Annotated in this window: 13 protein-coding genes and 1 riboswitch; of the genes, 4 read left to right on the forward strand and 9 right to left on the reverse strand. The window is 67.1% G+C overall.

Annotated features, from left to right (window positions below; all coding sequences use genetic code 11):
• Entirely contained in the window at positions 1 to 1,332 is a 1,332-nt protein-coding gene (gene efeB / locus RCH12_RS15750; protein WP_327017499.1) for an iron uptake transporter deferrochelatase/peroxidase subunit, read from the forward strand.
• Positions 1,333 to 1,404: 72 nt separating this feature from the next.
• On the opposite strand, the gene RCH12_RS15755 is transcribed toward efeB, so the two are convergent.
• The 6 genes from RCH12_RS15755 to RCH12_RS15780 form a co-directional block, all read right to left on the reverse strand.
• Entirely contained in the window at positions 1,405 to 1,863 is a 459-nt protein-coding gene (locus RCH12_RS15755) for a hypothetical protein (RefSeq protein ID WP_327017500.1), read from the reverse strand.
• A gap of 113 nt (positions 1,864 to 1,976) precedes the next feature.
• Complete coding sequence (gene typA, locus RCH12_RS15760; RefSeq protein ID WP_088455616.1) at positions 1,977 to 3,887, reverse strand: translational GTPase TypA; 1,911 nt, start codon at positions 3,885 to 3,887, stop codon at positions 1,977 to 1,979.
• A 245-nt stretch (positions 3,888 to 4,132) separates the two neighbouring features.
• Positions 4,133 to 5,881: a dipeptide ABC transporter ATP-binding protein gene (locus RCH12_RS15765; protein ID WP_103432519.1), complete on the reverse strand. Its 1,749-nt coding sequence runs from the start codon at positions 5,879 to 5,881 to the stop codon at positions 4,133 to 4,135.
• Positions 5,878 to 6,822 carry an ABC transporter permease gene (locus RCH12_RS15770; RefSeq protein WP_088455614.1) on the reverse strand — a complete coding sequence of 315 codons (945 nt, stop codon included), beginning with the start codon at positions 6,820 to 6,822 and terminating at the stop codon, positions 5,878 to 5,880. The genes RCH12_RS15765 and RCH12_RS15770 overlap by 4 nt, the downstream gene beginning before the upstream one ends.
• Positions 6,812 to 7,741, reverse strand: a complete 930-nt coding sequence (locus RCH12_RS15775) for an ABC transporter permease (protein ID WP_088455613.1) — start codon at positions 7,739 to 7,741, stop codon at positions 6,812 to 6,814. Before RCH12_RS15775 ends, RCH12_RS15770 begins: the two co-directional genes overlap by 11 nt.
• 115 nt (positions 7,742 to 7,856) lie before the next feature.
• Positions 7,857 to 9,476: a peptide ABC transporter substrate-binding protein gene (locus RCH12_RS15780; RefSeq protein WP_327017501.1), complete on the reverse strand. Its 1,620-nt coding sequence runs from the start codon at positions 9,474 to 9,476 to the stop codon at positions 7,857 to 7,859.
• Between the two features lie 313 nt (positions 9,477 to 9,789).
• On the opposite strand from RCH12_RS15780, the gene RCH12_RS15785 reads away from it, so the two are divergent.
• Both RCH12_RS15785 and RCH12_RS15790 read left to right on the forward strand, forming a co-directional pair.
• Entirely contained in the window at positions 9,790 to 10,182 is a 393-nt protein-coding gene (locus RCH12_RS15785; RefSeq protein WP_327017502.1) for a thiol-disulfide oxidoreductase DCC family protein, read from the forward strand.
• Positions 10,179 to 11,024 carry a CPBP family intramembrane glutamic endopeptidase gene (locus tag RCH12_RS15790; RefSeq protein WP_442784584.1) on the forward strand — a complete coding sequence of 282 codons (846 nt, stop codon included), beginning with the start codon at positions 10,179 to 10,181 and terminating at the stop codon, positions 11,022 to 11,024. Before RCH12_RS15785 ends, RCH12_RS15790 begins: the two co-directional genes overlap by 4 nt.
• Before the next feature lie 16 nt (positions 11,025 to 11,040).
• On the opposite strand, the gene gcvP is transcribed toward RCH12_RS15790, so the two are convergent.
• The 3 genes from gcvP to gcvT form a co-directional block, all read right to left on the reverse strand.
• A complete protein-coding gene (gcvP, locus tag RCH12_RS15795) occupies positions 11,041 to 13,938 on the reverse strand; it encodes an aminomethyl-transferring glycine dehydrogenase (RefSeq protein ID WP_327017504.1) in 2,898 nt (965 codons plus the stop codon).
• A gap of 38 nt (positions 13,939 to 13,976) precedes the next feature.
• Positions 13,977 to 14,348 carry a glycine cleavage system protein GcvH gene (gene gcvH / locus RCH12_RS15800; RefSeq protein ID WP_103432524.1) on the reverse strand — a complete coding sequence of 124 codons (372 nt, stop codon included), beginning with the start codon at positions 14,346 to 14,348 and terminating at the stop codon, positions 13,977 to 13,979.
• Between the two features lie 110 nt (positions 14,349 to 14,458).
• Positions 14,459 to 15,637 (reverse strand): glycine cleavage system aminomethyltransferase GcvT, encoded by a 1,179-nt coding sequence (gcvT, locus tag RCH12_RS15805; RefSeq protein ID WP_327017505.1) that lies wholly within the window; start codon positions 15,635 to 15,637, stop codon positions 14,459 to 14,461.
• Positions 15,638 to 15,846: 209 nt separating this feature from the next.
• A riboswitch (glycine riboswitch) is annotated at positions 15,847 to 15,945 on the reverse strand.
• Positions 15,946 to 16,128: 183 nt separating this feature from the next.
• On the opposite strand from gcvT, the gene RCH12_RS15810 reads away from it, so the two are divergent.
• A partial coding sequence (locus tag RCH12_RS15810; protein ID WP_327017506.1) for a DUF222 domain-containing protein occupies positions 16,129 to 17,144 on the forward strand: 1,016 nt, incomplete at its 3' end.

Consider the following 17,144-nt stretch of genomic DNA (forward strand, 5'->3'; position numbering starts at 1 on the left):
ATGACCGACGCCACCAGCTCCGATTCCCCCGCCGCAGACGGCCCCGCCACCGGCCCGGTTCCGCAGGCACCCCGCGGCCTGTCCAGGCGCGGTCTGTTCGGCCTGGCCGGCGTCGGGGTGGCCGGCCTCGGGCTGGGCGTCGCCGGCGACAGGGCCGCACTGGCCGTCGCTGCGTCCTCTGCACAGACCAATGCCGGCACCGTCTACCCGTTTTATCAGGAGCACCAGGCCGGCATCGTCACGCCTGCCCAGGACCGGCTGCACTTTGCCGCGTTCGACGTGGCCGACGGCACCACCCGCGCCGACCTCATCGAACTGCTCCAGGACTGGAGCGTCGCGGCCGCCGCGATGACCGCGGGCCGGGATGTCGGCGACTACGGCTCGGTCAGCGGCCCGTACGACGCCCCGCCGGAGGACACCGGCGAGGCCCTAGGCCTGCCGCCGGCCGGCCTGACCATCACGTTCGGGTTCGGGCCCACCCTCTTCCAGACCGCGGCCGGCGTGGATCGCTTCGGCCTGGCCGCCCGCCGACCGGCCGAGCTGGTCGATGTGCCGCACTTCCCCGGCGACATGCTCGAGGAGACCCGGAGTGGCGGAGACCTCTGCATCCAGGCCTGCGCTGACGACCCCCAGGTCGCCGTGCACGCCATCCGCAACCTGTCCCGCATCGCCTTCGGGCGGGCGGCGATCCGCTGGTCCCAGCTCGGCTTCGGCCGCACCTCGTCCACGAGCACCAGCCAGGCCACCCCGCGCAACCTGTTCGGGTTCAAAGACGGCACCGCCAACATCAAGGCCGAAGAGCCGGCCGCGGTGACGGAACACCTCTGGGTCGGAGCCTCCGACGGGCCCGCGTGGCTGACGGGCGGGTCCTATCTCGTGGCGCGGCGCATCCGGATGACCATCGAAACCTGGGACCGCACCAGCCTGCGCGAGCAGGAGACCGTGATCGGCCGCAACAAGGGCGAGGGTGCGCCGTTATCCGGCGGCACCGAGTTCACCGAACCCGACTTCACGCTCGCCGGGCGCGCCGACCAGCCGTTGATCGACACCGCGGCGCACGTGCGGCTGGCTCATCCCAGCCAGAACGACGGCATCCGGATCCTGCGCCGCGGCTACAACTTCGTGGACGGCAACGACGCCCTCGGTCGCCTCGACGCCGGGTTGTTCTTCATCAGTTTCCAGCGCACCCCCGTCAGCTTCACGGCCGTGCAGCTGAACCTGGCCCGCCACGACGCCCTCAACGAGTACATCCGCCACGTCGGCTCCGCCCTCTTCGCCGTCCCGCCCGGGGCCGCCAAGGGCTCGTACGTGGGCGCGCCCCTCTTCGCCTGACACCCCGCGAACTGTGACTCAAGCACCTGAAATCGGTGTTTTTGGGGCTTGAGTCACAGTTCGCGGCAGGGATCAGGCCGGGGCTACCGTGTAGAGCACGCCGTCGGGAGTGCCGGCGATGGTCACGATGTGGGTGCCGTTCTTCAGGGCGACCACGCCGACGTCGCCCACGTTGGCCGAGGCGCTGGTGTCGGGCACGAAGCCGGCATCGACGAGCTTCTGCTCGGCGTCGGCCAGCGGGTCCGCCGCACCGGAGGCGACGGTGACGACCCAGCCCTGGTCGCCGTTGGTGGTGTTGCCGGCGCCGAACTTGATCTCGCCGTCGATCAGGGGGATCTCCGCCGGCCAGCCGTCGGGCAGCGCGCCGCCGAGGCTCACGTCGCCGTCGGTGGCTCCCTGCACGGCGCCGTTCACGGCATCCTGCACCTGCGCGTCAGAGCAGCCGGCCAGTGCCGGAGCCACGGCCAGCACCGCCGCCAGGGCCAGGCCCATCCGCAGCGGCGACATCTTCGTCTTCAATCCAGGGGTCATGGGGTCCTCACGGTGCGGGGTTCCCGCTTGAGCGGGAACGACTGACAAAAAACCGCAGGCACCCCGTGCCGGAAAACCGGAACAGGATGCCTGCGGTCAGATCAAGCTGCGAACTAGTTCGCGTCCTGCTTCTTCAGGCGCGACACGTTGCGCTGACGAGCGGATGCGGCGAGCTCGACCTTGCGGATACGAACGACGGCGGGGGTGACCTCGACGCACTCGTCTTCGCGGGCGAATTCCAGGCACTGCTCGAGGGTGAGCTGCTTGGACGGCGTCATCGACTCGAAGGTGTCTGACGTGGACTGACGCATGTTGGTCAGTTTCTTTTCCTTGGTGATGTTGACGTCCATGTCGTCGCCGCGCGAGTTCTCGCCGATGACCATGCCCTCGTAGACCTCTTCGGTCGGGTTGACGAAGAACTGCATGCGCTCCTGCAGGGCGATGATGGCGAACGGCGTGACAACACCGGCGCGGTCGGCGACGATCGAGCCGTTGGTGCGGGTGTTGATGGTGCCGGCCCAGGCCTCGTAGCCGTGGAAGATCGCGTTGGCGATACCGGTGCCGCGGGTGTCCGTGAGGAACTCGGTGCGGAAGCCGATCAGGCCACGCGAAGGAACGATGAATTCCATGCGGACCCAGCCGGTGCCGTGGTTCGCCATGTTCTCCATACGACCCTTACGGGCGGCGAGGAGCTGGGTGATCGCACCGAGGTACTCTTCGGGCGAGTCGATGGTGAGGTGCTCGTACGGCTCGTGGATCTTGCCGTCGACGCGCTTGACGACTACCTGCGGCTTGCCGACGGTGAGCTCAAAGCCTTCACGACGCATCTGCTCGACCAGGATGGCGAGAGCGAGCTCGCCACGGCCCTGGACTTCCCAGGCGTCCGGACGGCCGATGTCGAGAACACGGAGCGAGACGTTACCGACGAGCTCCTTGTCGAGACGGTCCTTGACCATGCGGGCGGTGAGCTTGTGGCCCTTGACCTTGCCGATGAGCGGCGAGGTGTTGGTGCCGATGGTCATCGAGATGGCGGGGTCGTCGACCGTGATGGTCGGCAGCGGGCGCACGTCATCGGGGTCGGCGAGGGTCTCACCGATGGTGATGTCGGGGAAACCGGCGACGGCGACGATGTCACCGGGGCCGGCGCTCTCGGCCGGGTATCGGTCGAGGGCCTTGGTGATCATGAGCTCGGTCACGCGCACGTTGGAAACGGTGCCGTCGTGCTTGACCCAGGCCACGGTCTGGCCCTTCTTGATGGTGCCCTGGAACACGCGCAGCAGCGCGAGGCGGCCGAGGAACGGCGAGGAGTCGAGGTTGGTGACCCAGGCCTGCAGCGGGTGCTCATCGTCGTAGACGGGAGCGGGGATGTGCTGGAGGATCGCTTCGAAGAGCGGCTCGAGGTCGTCGTTGTCGGGCAGCGAGCCGTTCTCCGGCTTGGTGAGGCTGGCGGCGCCGGCACGGCCGGACGCGTAAACGACGGGCACGTTGAGGACCAGGTCGAGGTCCAGGTCGGGCACGTCGTCGGCCATGTCGGAAGCGAGGCCGAGGAGCAGGTCCTGGCTCTCTTCGACGACCTCATCGATACGGGCGTCGGGACGGTCGGTCTTGTTGACCAGGAGGATCACGGGCAGGTGCGCCTCAAGTGCCTTACGGAGCACGAAGCGGGTCTGCGGCAGCGGGCCCTCGGAAGCGTCGACGAGGAGCACAACACCGTCGACCATGGACAGGCCGCGCTCGACCTCTCCACCGAAGTCGGCGTGGCCGGGGGTGTCGATGACGTTGATGGTGATGGGGCCGTCAGTGGCGTGGATGCCCTTGTACGAGATCGCCGTGTTCTTGGCGAGGATGGTGATGCCCTTTTCGCGCTCGAGCTCGTTGGAGTCCATCGCACGCTCTTCGGTGTGCGAGTGCTCGGCGAACGAGTTCGTCTGCTGCAGCATCGCGTCGACCAGCGTCGTCTTGCCGTGGTCAACGTGGGCAACGATTGCAACATTCCGGAGGTTATTGCGGGTAGCAATCGCCATAAAAATAGATCCTTACGAAGAATGGATGCCGCGTAAAATCGCATGCGGCGCAGAGTGGATGAGTGGGATCTCTATGGACCCAAGGGTCTATCCTACCGCATTCGGCCCGCCTCGCGTCGGGCGAGTATCGATCGCTCCTGTATACAGTGCGTTGCCGGCACCTGAACAGCCGGCAAACGCTGCCCACCCCAGACGACGACTGCCCCCCGGCGCAGGCCGAGGGGCAGTCAGTTCATCCGCGGACCCTAGCGGCCGAACTTGAAGTTACCGCCGGGGATGGCGGCGAGCAGCTCCTGCGTGTACGCCTGCTGCGGGTTGTCGAACACGTCGTCAGTCGACGCGGCCTCGACGATCCGGCCCTTCTGCATCACGCAGACGTTGTCGGCCACGAGGCGCACGACGGCGAGGTCGTGAGTGATGAACAGGTAGGTCAGTCCCAGCTCGGTCTGCAGCTCGGTGAGCAGGTTCAGCACCTGCCCCTGCACAAGAACGTCGAGGGCCGAGACGGCCTCGTCCAGCACGAGCACGTCGGGCTTGAGTGCGAGCGCCCGCGCGATGGCGATGCGCTGGCGCTGACCGCCGGAGAGCTCACTCGGGTACCGGAATCGCGACGACCACGGCAGCGAGACCTGGTCGAGGAGTTCCTTGACACGCTCCTGTCGTTCCTTCGCGGTGCCGACGCCGTGCGCGAGCAGCGGCTCCGCGATGGTGTTGCCCACGCTGTACTGCGGGTCGAGGGAACCGTACGGGTCCTGGAAGACCGGCTGCACGCGACGGCGGAACTTGAGCAGTTCCTTGCCCTTGAGCCCGGCGACGTCCTGACCGTCGAACTCGATCGAGCCGCTGGTGATGCTCTCCAGCTGCAGCACGAGCTTGGCGACTGTGGACTTGCCCGAGCCGGACTCACCCACGAGGGCCGTGGTGGTGCCCTTCTGAATACCGAAGGTGACGCCGTCGACGGCCTTGAGCTCCTCGCTGCGCAGACCCTTCTTGCGGATCCGGTACACCTTGGAGATGTTGTCGATCGAGATCAGGTCCTTCACGGGCGCGAGGCTTTCGCGTTCGGCAGCCCTGGCGACCAGGGTGTCGTCCAGCGAACCGCCGCCGTAGATGCCGGAGTCGCCGACGGACGCGTGCTTGGCCGACTGGATACGCCGGGAAGCCAGGCTCGGTGCCGCAGACACGAGCCGCTGCGTGTACGGGTGCTGCGGGTTCGCCAGGATCTCCTGCGAGGGACCGGACTCGACGACCTTGCCCTTGTACATCACCACGAGCTGTTCGGCGCGCTCCGCGGCCAGGCCCAGGTCGTGCGTGATGAACAACACGCTGGTGCCGTAGTCGCGGGTCAGGGTTCCCAGGTGGTCCAGGATCTGGCGCTGCACGGTGACGTCGAGCGCCGAGGTGGGCTCGTCGGCGATGAGCAGCTTCGGCCGGGCGGACAGGCCGATGCCGATCAACACGCGCTGGCGCATGCCGCCGGAGAACTGGTGCGGGTACTGCTTGAGTCGGTCCGCAGCGTCGCTGAGTCCGGCTTCCTGCAGCACCTGGATGGTGCGGGCCCGCGCTTCCTTGCCCTGCGCGAGTCCGTTGGCCTTGATGGCCTCCTCAACCTGGAAACCGATGTTCCAGACCGGGTTGAGGTTGGACATCGGGTCCTGGGGCACGTAACCGATCAGGTTTCCGCGCACCGCCTGGATGTCTTTGGGGCTGAGCTTGGTGAGGTCGCGGCCCTCGAAGAGCACCTGGCCGCCGGTGATCTTGCCCGCGCCGGGGAGCAGGTCGATGATCGCCTGCGCCGTGGTGGTCTTGCCGGAGCCCGACTCCCCCACGATGGCGAGGGTCTGGCCGGAGTACAGGGTGATGTCCACGCCGCGCACGGCCGGAACGAGGCCGCGCTGGGTCTGGAAACCGACCTCGAGGTTGCGAATCTGCAGCAGGGGCTGCTCGTCGCTCTCGACGCCCTCTGGGTTGGTGTCTGTCAGTGTCTGGCTCATCGAAGCGCCCTCGCCTTCGGGTCAAGCGCGTCGCGCAGAATGTCGCCGAGCATCAGGAACGCGAGCACCGTGATGGACAGGGCGGCCGCGGGGTACAGGAGCACCTGCGGGTTGGTGACAAGGGATGTCTGGGCCTGGCTGATGTCGTTACCCCAGGACATCACGCTGGTCGGCAGGCCGATGCCCAGGAACGACAGGGTCGATTCGGCGACGATGAACGTACCGAGTGACACCGTGGCGATCACGATGACCGGGGCGATCGAGTTGGGGATCACGTGGCGCAGCAGGATCCGGAACTTCGACACACCGAGAGCTGTCGAGGCCATCACATAGTCGGAGTTCGTTGCCGACAACACCGCGCCGCGCATGATGCGGGCGATCTGTGGCCAGGCGAAGATCGACAGCACGAAAGCCACCGAGGTGGGCGTCGCGGCCGGAAGCACCGACATCAGCACGATGGCGCCGAGGATGGTCGGGATGGCGAAGAAGATGTCGCCGACGCGGGAGACGATGGCGTCGAGCCAGCCGCCGTAGTAGCCCGCGAGGGAGCCGAGGATGACTCCCATGAGGGTGACGAGTCCGGTGGCCAGGAGGCCGACTGTGACCGAGGCCCGGGTGCCGAAGATGGTGCGCGCGTACACGTCGCAGCCCTGCCGGGTGAACCCGAACGGGTGACCGGCTTCCGGTCCGCCGTTGCTGTTCGCCAGCTGGCAGTCGAGGTTCGGCGACACCGAGGTGAACAGTCCGGGGAACAGGGCGACAAGGGCGATGATCAGGATCAGCACTGAGGAGATCCAGAACATCGGCCGGCGGCGCATCGAGTCCCAGGCATCCGCCCAGGTGCTGCGAGCCTTCTGCGACTCGTCGAGACGGTCAATCGGGGCTACCGGGGTGTCTTCCAGCTCCGCGACGAAGTGGGCCTGGCCACTCTTATTTGGCATAACGAATCCTTGGGTCCAGAGCTGCGTACAGCAGGTCGACGAGCAGGTTGGCGAGCACGAAGATGACCACCATGACGGCAATGAATGACACCACTGTGGTGCTCTCGCCGAGGACGATCGCCTTGTACACGGTGCCACCGACGCCGTTGATGTTGAAGATTCCCTCGGTGATGATCGCGCCGACCATGAGCGAACCGAGGTCGACACCCAGGAACGTCACGACGGGAACGAGGGAGTTGCGCAGCACGTGCACCGTGACCACGCGGCGCCTGGAGAGGCCCTTCGCGGTGGCGGTGCGAACGAAGTCGGCGTTGAGGTTGTCGGCGACGCTGGCGCGGGTGAGGCGCACGATATAGGCGAAGGACACACTGGCCAGGACCAGTGCGGGGAGGATGAGTTCGCCCCACGGAGCCTCACTGCTCACTGTGGTTCTGAACCAACCTAATTGCACGCCGAAAATGAGCCTGAACAGGAAGCCGAGTACGAAGGTCGGCACGCTGATCAGGAGCAGGCTGACCACGAGGGCGCTGGCGTCGAACCACTTGCCCTTGCGCAGACCCGCGACGAGTCCGACGAGGATGCCGGCGAAGGCTTCGAACACGAGGGCCAGCATGGCCAGGCGGAAGGTGATCGGGAACGCCCCGGCCATCACGTCGCTGACCGGTCGTCCGGAGTAGGTGGTGCCCAGGTCGCCCTGGAAGAAGTTGCCGATGTAGATCAGGTACTGCTGCAGCAGCGGCTTGTCCAGGTTGTACTGGGCTCGGATCTGTTCGATCACGCCGGGTGCCGGCGGACGGTCGCCGTACAGCGCCGCGATCGGGTCGCCCGGTAGGGAGAAGACCATGAAATAGATCAAGAATGTCGCCCCGAAGAAGACGGGGATCATTTGGAGGACGCGCCTGCCTGTGTACCACAGCATCAGGTGAGCTCCGAGAATCTTTTATGCATGAGGATCGCAATCACTGAATGAGTCTAGTCAGTGCAATGTCCGGGGCTTGACGCCCCGGACATTGCACTGCGGGTGGAACTAGGAATTAACCCTTGGTGATCTGGTAGTAAAGCGGGACGGAATCCCAGCCGAACACCACGTCGCTGACGGTGTCAGCCCAAACGCCATTGACGTTGGAGTACCACAGCGGGATGGACGGCAGGTCCTTCAGCAGAACCTCCTGTGCAGCCTGGTACTTGGCGGTTGCGTCCTCGACGGTTTCAGCCGCGGCGCCTTCCTTGAGGAGGGAGTCGAACTCTTCGCTCGAGTAGTCCTCGTAGTTCGAGCCGGCACCGGTCTGGTACAGCGGAGCGAGGAAGTTGTACATCGACGGGTAGTCGCCCTGCCAGCCGGCGCGGGTTCCACCGGTCAGTGCGTCGTTCGAGCGGTCTTCGAGTGCTGCGGCGAAGGTCGGGTACGGCTTGCCGGTCGCGGAGATGCCCAGCGTGTTGACGACGCTGTTGATCACGGCGTCGACCCAGGCCTGGTGGCCACCGTCGGAGTTGTAGGCGATGTCGAACGTGGAGTCGCCGTACGGTGCGATGGCGTCAGCCTTGGCCCACAGCTTGACGGCCTCTTCCGGGTTGTATTCGAGAACTTCGGCGCCTTCGAGCTGGTCGGAGTAGCCGTCGATGACGGGAGAGGTGAAGTCGGTTGCCGGGGTACGCGTGCCCTGGAAGATGACGTCGGTGATTTCCTCGCGGTTGATCGACATCGAGATCGCTGCACGACGCAGCTTGCCCTCTTCGCCGCTCCAGTGCTCGAGGTAGTACGGCATGTTGAAGCCCTGGAAGATGGCTGCAGCCTGGTTCACCGAACGCTCGCCGAATTCGGCCTCGTAGGTTTCGAACGCGGAGTCCGGAACAGCGTCCAGCACGTCGAGGTTGCCGCCCTGCACGTCCGCGTACGCGGCGTCCTGGGTGGAGTAGAACTTGATCTCGAGTCCACCGTTGACGGGCTTGCGCACGCCGTCGTAACCGGGGTTGGTCACGAGGCTGATCTTCTCCTCGTGAACCCAGGCACCCTCGCCATCGAGCATGTACGGGCCGTTGCCGATCGGGTTTTCACCGAAGGCGGCCATGTCGTCGTACGCGGCGGACGGCAGCGGCATGAAGGCCGTGTAGCCGAGGCGCAGCGGCCAGTCGGCCTCGGGCGAAGCGAGCTCAACCGTGAAGGTCGTGTCGTCGACGACCTTCAGGCCGGTCAGTTCGGAGTCAACCTCGTAGTCGAAACCCACGATGTCGTCGAAGAAGTAGGAGGCGCTCTGGGCGTTGCTGAAGAGCGCGCCGTAGTTCCAAGCGTCCACGAAGGACGAAGCCGTGACGGGCTCGTCGTTGGTGAAGGTCCAGCCCTCTTCCAGCGTGACGGTCCAGTTGGTAGCGTCGTCGGACTCGATCGACTTGGCGACCTCGTTCTCGATCTCGCCGTCAGCGTTGTACGAGACCAGACCCGCGAAGATCGACGTGGCGATCTTGCCGCCGCCGGTCTCGGTGGTGTTGGTCGGGATCAACGGGTTCTGCGGCTCGCTGCCATTGGTGCTGACAACTGCGGACGAGTCGCCGGCCGAAGTGGCCTCTTCGTCGTTCGATGTCGCGCAACCCGAAAGCGCCAGAGCGCTCACCGAAATGAGCGCGAGGGCGCTGAGGCCCATGCGGGATCTCTTCAAAATTCCTCCTGTGCAAAGGTGAAGGCGCCGCCGTGGCCGAAGCCCGTAGCAGCGCGCTAGTTATCAAAACCCTAGGTACGTCAGGCGCCGGGAGCAAAACCTGACGGTAAACGTTACACAGCAGTAATGAAAGACGCACGATTCTTGCGCCTCACACCGATTTCGCGGTTTTTTCTGCGAATCCTGCGAGGATCTCTCACGAAGCTTGGGACCAAGGTCCCTCCGGCGCATGCAAGCGTTTTCAAATCCCGCCGACCTAGGACGAATTAGCCCGAAAACACGCGCGCGAGCGCCGAGGGCGCAAAATAGAGGAATGCCGACCACCCCGCCCGAACAGCCCGCCACGCTCATCTTCGACGGCGACTGTGGGTTCTGCACCACCGCCGTGCTGTGGCTCCAGCGCACGCTGCCCCGGGTGCCGGCCACCGCGCCGTTCCAGTGGACCGACCTCGCTGCCTTCGGTCTCACCGAGCGGCAGGCCAGGAGCCGAGTGTGGTTCGTCGTCGCGGGTCGGCGCTACGGCGGTGCTGCCGCGGTGGCAGCGTTGTTGCGTGGCCAGCCGGTCGCGGCGCTGCGGGTGCTCGGTTGGCTCGCCACGGTGCCGCCGTGGTCGTGGGCGGCCGCGGCCGGTTACAGCCTCGTGGCCCGCTACCGCTATCGGTTGCCGGGCGGCACCCCTGCGTGCCGGATGCCGAGCGCGACATGAGCGGCCAGTCCTCCGACCCGGCCGGTCCCCCGGCCCCCTCTTCGCAAGCCCGCTCCCCCTCAGCGGTCGCCGATACACCGGCGTTATCGAGGGTTCGGCTGAAGTGGGAGATCGCGATCGTGCTCGGGCTCTCGCTCGGCGCCTCCGCCGTGTACTCGATAGTGTCGATCATTTCCCGCCTCACGTCCGAGGTCGCGCTCGGCGATCAGTCGGCGACCATCAACGGGTCGCAGTCGACGCGCGAGTGGCTGGACTTCACCTACCAATTCCTCGGCATCGTCTTCACGCTGTTCCCGGTGGCCCTGGTGCTCTACCTGCTCTGGCGGCCCGGGCAGAGTGGCTTTCGTCGGCTCGGGGTGGATTTCGCCGAGCCGCGCCGGGATCTGCTCCGCGGCGGCGCATTGCTGCTGCTGATCGGCATCCCGGGCCTCGGGCTCTACCTGGCCGGCCGCGCGCTGGGCTACACGGTGGCCGTGGTGCCCTCGCCGCTGGACACCTTCTGGTGGACGATCCCGATCCTGGTCTTGTCGGCGATACGGAGCGCGCTGAGCGAAGAGCTCATCGTGGTGGGCTACCTGTTCACCCGGCTGCGCGAGTTGGGTTGGAACGCCTGGACCATCATCATCTCGGCAGCTCTGCTGCGCGGCAGCTACCACCTCTATCAGGGCATCGGGCCGTTCGTCGGCAATGCCCTGATGGGAGTGGCATTCGGTTGGTGCTACCTGCGCTGGGGCCGGGTGATGCCCCTGGTGATCGCGCACTGGGTGCTCGACATCGTCTCCTTCGTCGGCTACCCGCTCGCCCTGCTCTGGTGGCCTGCGCTCCTCGCCCCGACAACGTAAGCCGCGGGAGGCCGGGTTACTCGAACGCCTCGGGCGGCGGGCAGGCGCAGACCAGGTTGCGGTCGCCGTAGGCGTTGTCGATGCGGCGCACCGGCGCCCAGTACTTGTTACGGATGAGGGTGCGCACCGGGTAGACCGCGGTTTCGCGGTCGTACGGATGCGTCCACTCCCCCTCGATCACCGACTGGGCGGTGTGCGGGGCGTTCCGCAGCGGGTTGTCGTCGGCCGGCCAGGTGCCGGCGGCGACGGCATCCGCCTCGGCCTTGATGCCGATCATGGCCTCGATGAACCTGTCGATCTCGCCGAGGTCCTCGCTCTCGGTGGGCTCCACCATCAGCGTGCCCGCCACCGGGAAGCTCATCGTGGGCGCGTGGAAACCGTAGTCGACGAGGCGTTTGGCCACGTCGTCGACGGTGACCCCGGTGGCCGCGGTGAGCGGGCGGAGGTCCAGAATGCACTCGTGCGCGACCAAGCCGTTGTCGCCGGCGTAGAGCACCGGGTAGTGGCCACTGAGCTGTTTGGCCACGTAATTCGCGGCGAGCACCGCGGCGCCGGTGGCCTGCTTGAGCCCGTCGGCGCCCATCATCCGCACGTAGGCCCACGAGATGGGCAGGATGCTCGGGCTGCCGTAGGGCGCGGCCGAGACGGGTCCGCCACCGTGGACGACTGTTTCGGTACCCGTGCTGCCGAGCAGGTAGTGCTCATCGTCCTGCGCGAGCGGGTGCCCGGGCAGGAACGGGGCCAGGTGTGCCTTGGCCGCGACCGGTCCGACGCCGGGTCCTCCCCCGCCGTGCGGGATACAGAAGGTCTTGTGCAGGTTCAGGTGCGACACATCGCCGCCGAAGTCACCGAAGCGAGCGAAGCCGAGCAGCGCATTGAGATTCGCGCCGTCCACATAGACCTGGCCGCCGGCGGCGTGCACCGCGGCGCAGATCGTGCCGACCTCGTGCTCGTACACCCCGTGGGTGGAGGGATAGGTGATCATCAGCGCGGCGAGGGTCTCGGCGTGCAGCGCGATCTTGGCATTCAGGTCGTCGAGGTCCACATTGCCGAGCTCGTCGCAGGCCACGACGACGACGCGCATGCCGGCGAGGACCGCGGAGGCGGCGTTGGTGCCGTGGGCGCTGGACGGGATGAGGCACACCGTGCGGTCCACGTCACCGTTGGCGAGGTGGAAACCGCGGATGGCGAGGAGACCTGCGAGTTCGCCCTGGCTGCCGGCGTTCGGCTGCAGCGATACGGTGTCGTAGCCGGTGACGTCGGTGAGCCAGGTTTCGAGCTGGCGGATGAGCTCGAGGTAGCCCTCGACGTCGGCGCGCGGCGCGAACGGGTGCAGTCCGCCGAACTCGGGCCAGGTGACGGCCTCCATCTCGGTGGCGGCGTTGAGCTTCATGGTGCAGGAGCCCAGCGGGATCATGCCGCGGTCCAGTGCGTAGTCGTAGTCGGCGAGGCGCTTGAGGTAACGCATCATGCTCGTCTCCGAGCGGTGCGTGTTGAAGACGGCGTGGGTGAGGTAGTCGCTGGTGCGGGCCAGGTCGTCGGGCAGCCGGCTGTCGGAGTTCGCGACGAAGGCGAAGTTGCGCGATTCCGGGCCGCCGAAGGCCTGGGCGACCCGGTGGATGTCGGTGTGCGTGGTGGTCTCGTCGACGGAGACCCCGACGGTGTCATGGTCCACCAGCCACAGGTTGACGCCGAGGTCCCGCGCGGTGTCGACCACGGCCTGGGCCCGGCCGGGCACGCGGGCCTGCAGGGTGTCGAAGAAGTCGGCGTGAACCAGCTCGATGTCGAGGTCCTCGAGGTAGCCGGCGAGCCGGTCCGCGTGCCACGCCACGGTGCCTGCGATCTTCTTGAGGCCATCCGGCCCGTGGTACACCGCGTACATACCCGCCATGACGGCCAGCAGCACCTGGGCGGTGCAGATGTTCGAGGTGGCCTTGTCACGGCGGATGTGCTGCTCGCGCACCTGCAGCGACAGCCGGTATGCGGGGTGGCCGGCGGCGTCGACGCTCACTCCCACGAGGCGACCGGGCATCTGGCGCTCCAGACCCTTGCGCACGGCGAGGTAGCCGGCGTGCGGTCCGCCGAAGCCCATCGGCACGCCGAAGCGCTGGCTGGTGCCCACGGCCACGTCGGCGCCGAGTTCGCCGGGTGAAACGATCAGAGCCAGCGCGAGCAGGTCGGCGGCGACAATGGCGAGGGCCTTGTTCTCGTGTGCGAGCGCGATCACCCCGGCGGGGTTCCAGACGCGGCCGGAGGCTCCCGGGTACTGCACGAAGATGCCGAAGTAGTCGCCGAGGTCCTCCGCGGAGGTGTTCTCGTCCAGGGGCAGCACGGTCAGTTCGATTCCGAGCGCGTGCGCGCGGTTGCCGAGCAGCGCATGGGTCTGGGGCAGCGCATCCGCGTCGACGATGAACCGGTTAGACGGAGACTTGGAGGCGCGGCGGGCCAGCAGCATGCCCTCGACCACGGCGGTGGATTCGTCGAGCATCGACCCGTTGGCGGTGGCCATGCCGGTGAGATCGGCGACCATGGTCTGGAAGTTGATGATGGCCTCGAGGCGGCCCTGGCTGATTTCCGGCTGGTACGGCGTGTACGCGGTGTACCAGCTCGGGTTCTCCAGAACGTTGCGCTTGATCACGGCGGGCGTGATCGTGTCGTAATAGCCAAGCCCGATCATCGAGCGCTTCACGGTGTTCTTGTCGGCCAGGGCGCGCAGCTCCTGAATGGCCTCTCGCTCGGTCGCGGCCGGCGGCAGGGTGCTGTCGCCGCGGGTGCGGAACTGCTCGACCTGGATGGTGGCCGGAACGGCGGCGTTGACGAGCGACTCGACGCTGTCGTGGCCGAGGACGGCCAGCATGCGGGACTGCGCGTCGGCATCCGTGCCGATGTGACGCTGAGTGAAGGGCTGCGACATGTGGGGAAGGCTCTTTCCGGGGTCTGTTTCGGTGGTGCTTATTCGCCGGTGATGGCGGTGTATTCGGCGTAGCTGAGCAACGCAGGGAGGGCCTCGAAGGTGATTTTGATGAGCCATCCCTCGCCGAGCGGGTCGCTGTTGACGAGCTCGGGGCTGTCGACGACGGCGTCGTTGATCTCGGCGACGGTGCCGTCGATGGGGGCGAAGAGTTCACCCACCGACTTGGTCGACTCGATCTCGCCGACGACGGTGCCCGCGGCAAGGGCGCTGCCCACCTCGGGGAGTTCCACGAAGACCACGTCACCGAGCTTGTCGGCGGCGTATGCGGTGATGCCGACGGTGGCGGTGTCGCCGTCGACGAGCACCCACTCGTGCTCTGCGGTGTACTGGAGTTCGGTCTTGTCTGCCATGGGGTTCCTCTCAAGGGGATGATCACGGGGTTGATCAGTATGGGGGGCGATGCGCGCTGGGCGACATCGGGTGAGCGGATGCCCGGAGCCGGGCCATCCGCTGGCGTGGGCTACTTGCGGCGCTTGTAGAACGGCAGCGCGATGACCGTGGCCGGCGCGCGGGTGCCGCGCACGTCGATGAACACCTCGGTGTCGAGTCGGGCCAGCGCCGGCGGCAGGTAGGCCATGGCGATCGGGTAGCCGAGCGTGGGCGACAGCGCGCCACTCGTGATGACGCCCTCCGCTTCGGTGGCGTCGGTGCTGCGGAAGATCCGGTAACCGGCGCGGCCGGCACGCTTGCCGGCCGAGACCAGGCCGACGAGCACAGGCGCATCGCCGGACGGACCCTCTTCGCTCGCGGTACGACCCACGAAGTCGGTCGGCTTGGCGAGGTTGACGACCCGGCCCAGGCCCGCCTGGGCGGGGTACGTCGAGGTGGTCAGCTCGTGGCCGTAGAGCGGCATGCCGGCTTCGAGGCGCAGGGTGTCGCGGCTGGCGAGCCCGGCCGGAACCAGGTCGTGCGGCACACCGGCGACGACGATGGCGTCCCAGAGAGCCAGGGCGGCGGCGGCAGGCAGGTAGATCTCGAAGCCGTCCTCGCCGGTGTAGCCGGTGCGGGCGATGAGCACCGGCGTGCCCGCGAACGTGGCGGTGAGGGCGCGGTAGTAGCGGAGGCCCATGAGGTCGCCGTCGATGGTGAGCCCGGCGGTGGACTGCACGATGGCGAGGGCGTTGGGGCCCTGCACGGCGATGAGGGCGGTGTCGTCACTCTCATCCGTGACGGCGACGTCAAAACGCGCGGCACGGGCGGTGAGGGCGTCCAAGGCCTGGTCGTGGTTGCCGGCGTTGGCGACCACGAGGAAGTCGGTCTCGCCGGTGCGGTAGATGACGAGGTCGTCGATGATACCGCCGCGTGAGTTGAGGAGCAGGCTGTATTTTGCCTGCATCAGGTCAATGACCGAGAGCTGACCGGCCAGGGCATGGTCGAGGAATTCGCCGGCCTGCGGGCCGCTGACCCGGATCTCGGCCATGTGCGACAGGTCGAAGAGTCCGGCGGTCTTGCGTACTGCGTGGTGCTCGGCGAGGTCGCTGGAGTAGCGCACGGGCATCTGCCAGCCGGCGAAATCGGTGAAGCTGGCGCCGGCGGCGACGTGGGCGGCGTGCAGCGGCGAGAAGCGTTCGGTCGCGGCGGCGGCGTTCGTGGAGGGCTCGTTCGAGGACGAGGTGGGGTCAGGGCTGGCCGAGGTCATGAGTTCTCCGGTTCGTCGCCGGGCAGATGCCGGACGAGTTGCTCCGGGGCTCGTTCGAACCCCGTTGGGAACTCCCCCTCTGTCGTCTGGCCTGAGAGCTTCACCGGCGCGTGCGCCGGCTTTCACCGTGGGCGGGACTTGGCAGTTCTGACCGGATCCCGCTGACGCGAGGCCCGGACGCGCTGTGCTCGTCCGCTTTTCAGAGTGGCCCGTTCGATGCGGTACGAGTACCTGAGAGATTGTCGGGGAGGATTGCTCCTTCGGTGTTCGCTCGTCTCTACGACGTCGAACTCTCCCGCATCGACCGTGTGGCCCGATTTTCAGTTGATTGTCCTGCGGGTGAAGTCTATCCGACCGGCGCGCCCCGCGAACTGTGAGCTTTGCCCCAGAATTCGGCGGATTCTGGGGCTTTTCTCACGGTTCGCGGATCCCGTCGGCCGGGTGCGTGGCGCACTCGGTACGGTGTCGGTGGCAGGTGAGACGATCTCAGTATGAGTATCGCTGACGAGGTACTACCGCCCGCTCCGGACGATGACGACTACTCTCCGGAGCCCACCCTGGAGGTCCGTGTCCAGGCCGATCTGGTCCGGCACACCGAACGGATCGCAGCCGATGACCGCCTCATCGCCCGGGCCCAGGCCCGCCGGATCGAGCACCTGCTGGACCTGCAGGACTGGAGCGAACAACCCCAGGTCGCCTCCCGGTTGCACGGCAACCCGGCGAACATCCGCCTCGCCGACGACGACGCGGCCCACCTGACCGAGGACCAGGCCCGCGCGGCCGCGTACAACCGGTGGGACGACCGGGAGGTCGCCCGGCGCACCATCGTGAGCGAGAAGGCGTGCCTGACCCGGGTGGCCGAGCGCACCATCGACCGGCAGCTGGACGAAGCCCGGTTCCTCAGCTCCTACGCACCGGCGACGTTCGCAGCGTTCTCGAGAGGCGAGATCAGCTACCGACATGCCACGACCCTGCTCGGCCAGCTGCTCACCCTGCCCGACGGGGGCCAGGCGGCGTTCGAAGAGAAGGTGCTGCCCGAGGCGAAACGGCTGCCGGTGGGCCGGTTCCGTGACAAGGCGCGCCGATTGAGGGAGAGACTGCACCCGGAATCGATCGTGACCCGGCACAAAAACGCGCTGGCCGACCGGCGTTCGTACTGGGAGGCCGCCCGGGACGGGATGGGCTGGTTGCACTGGTACGGCACCGCCCACGACACCAAGGCCGCCTACGACCGCATCAACGGCATGGCCGTCAAACTCACGCACCTCGGCGACCCGACCCAGTCCGACCAGACCGATGGCGCCAGCAGCAGCGGCGGCAGCGCAGTAACGGGTCACAGCGGCGCAGCCTTCGGCCGCGCACAGGACACGGCCGAGGACCACCCGACCCGCACCCTCGACCAACTCCGCGCTGACATCACCGCCGCCCTGCTGCTGGACGGCATCACGCCCGACGGGATGGGCGCCGGCATCCGCGGCACGGTGATGGTCACCGTGCCCGTGCTCAC

This window comes from Cryobacterium sp. MP_3.1, from assembly GCF_035984795.1.
Lineage (GTDB): Bacteria > Actinomycetota > Actinomycetes > Actinomycetales > Microbacteriaceae > Cryobacterium > Cryobacterium zongtaii.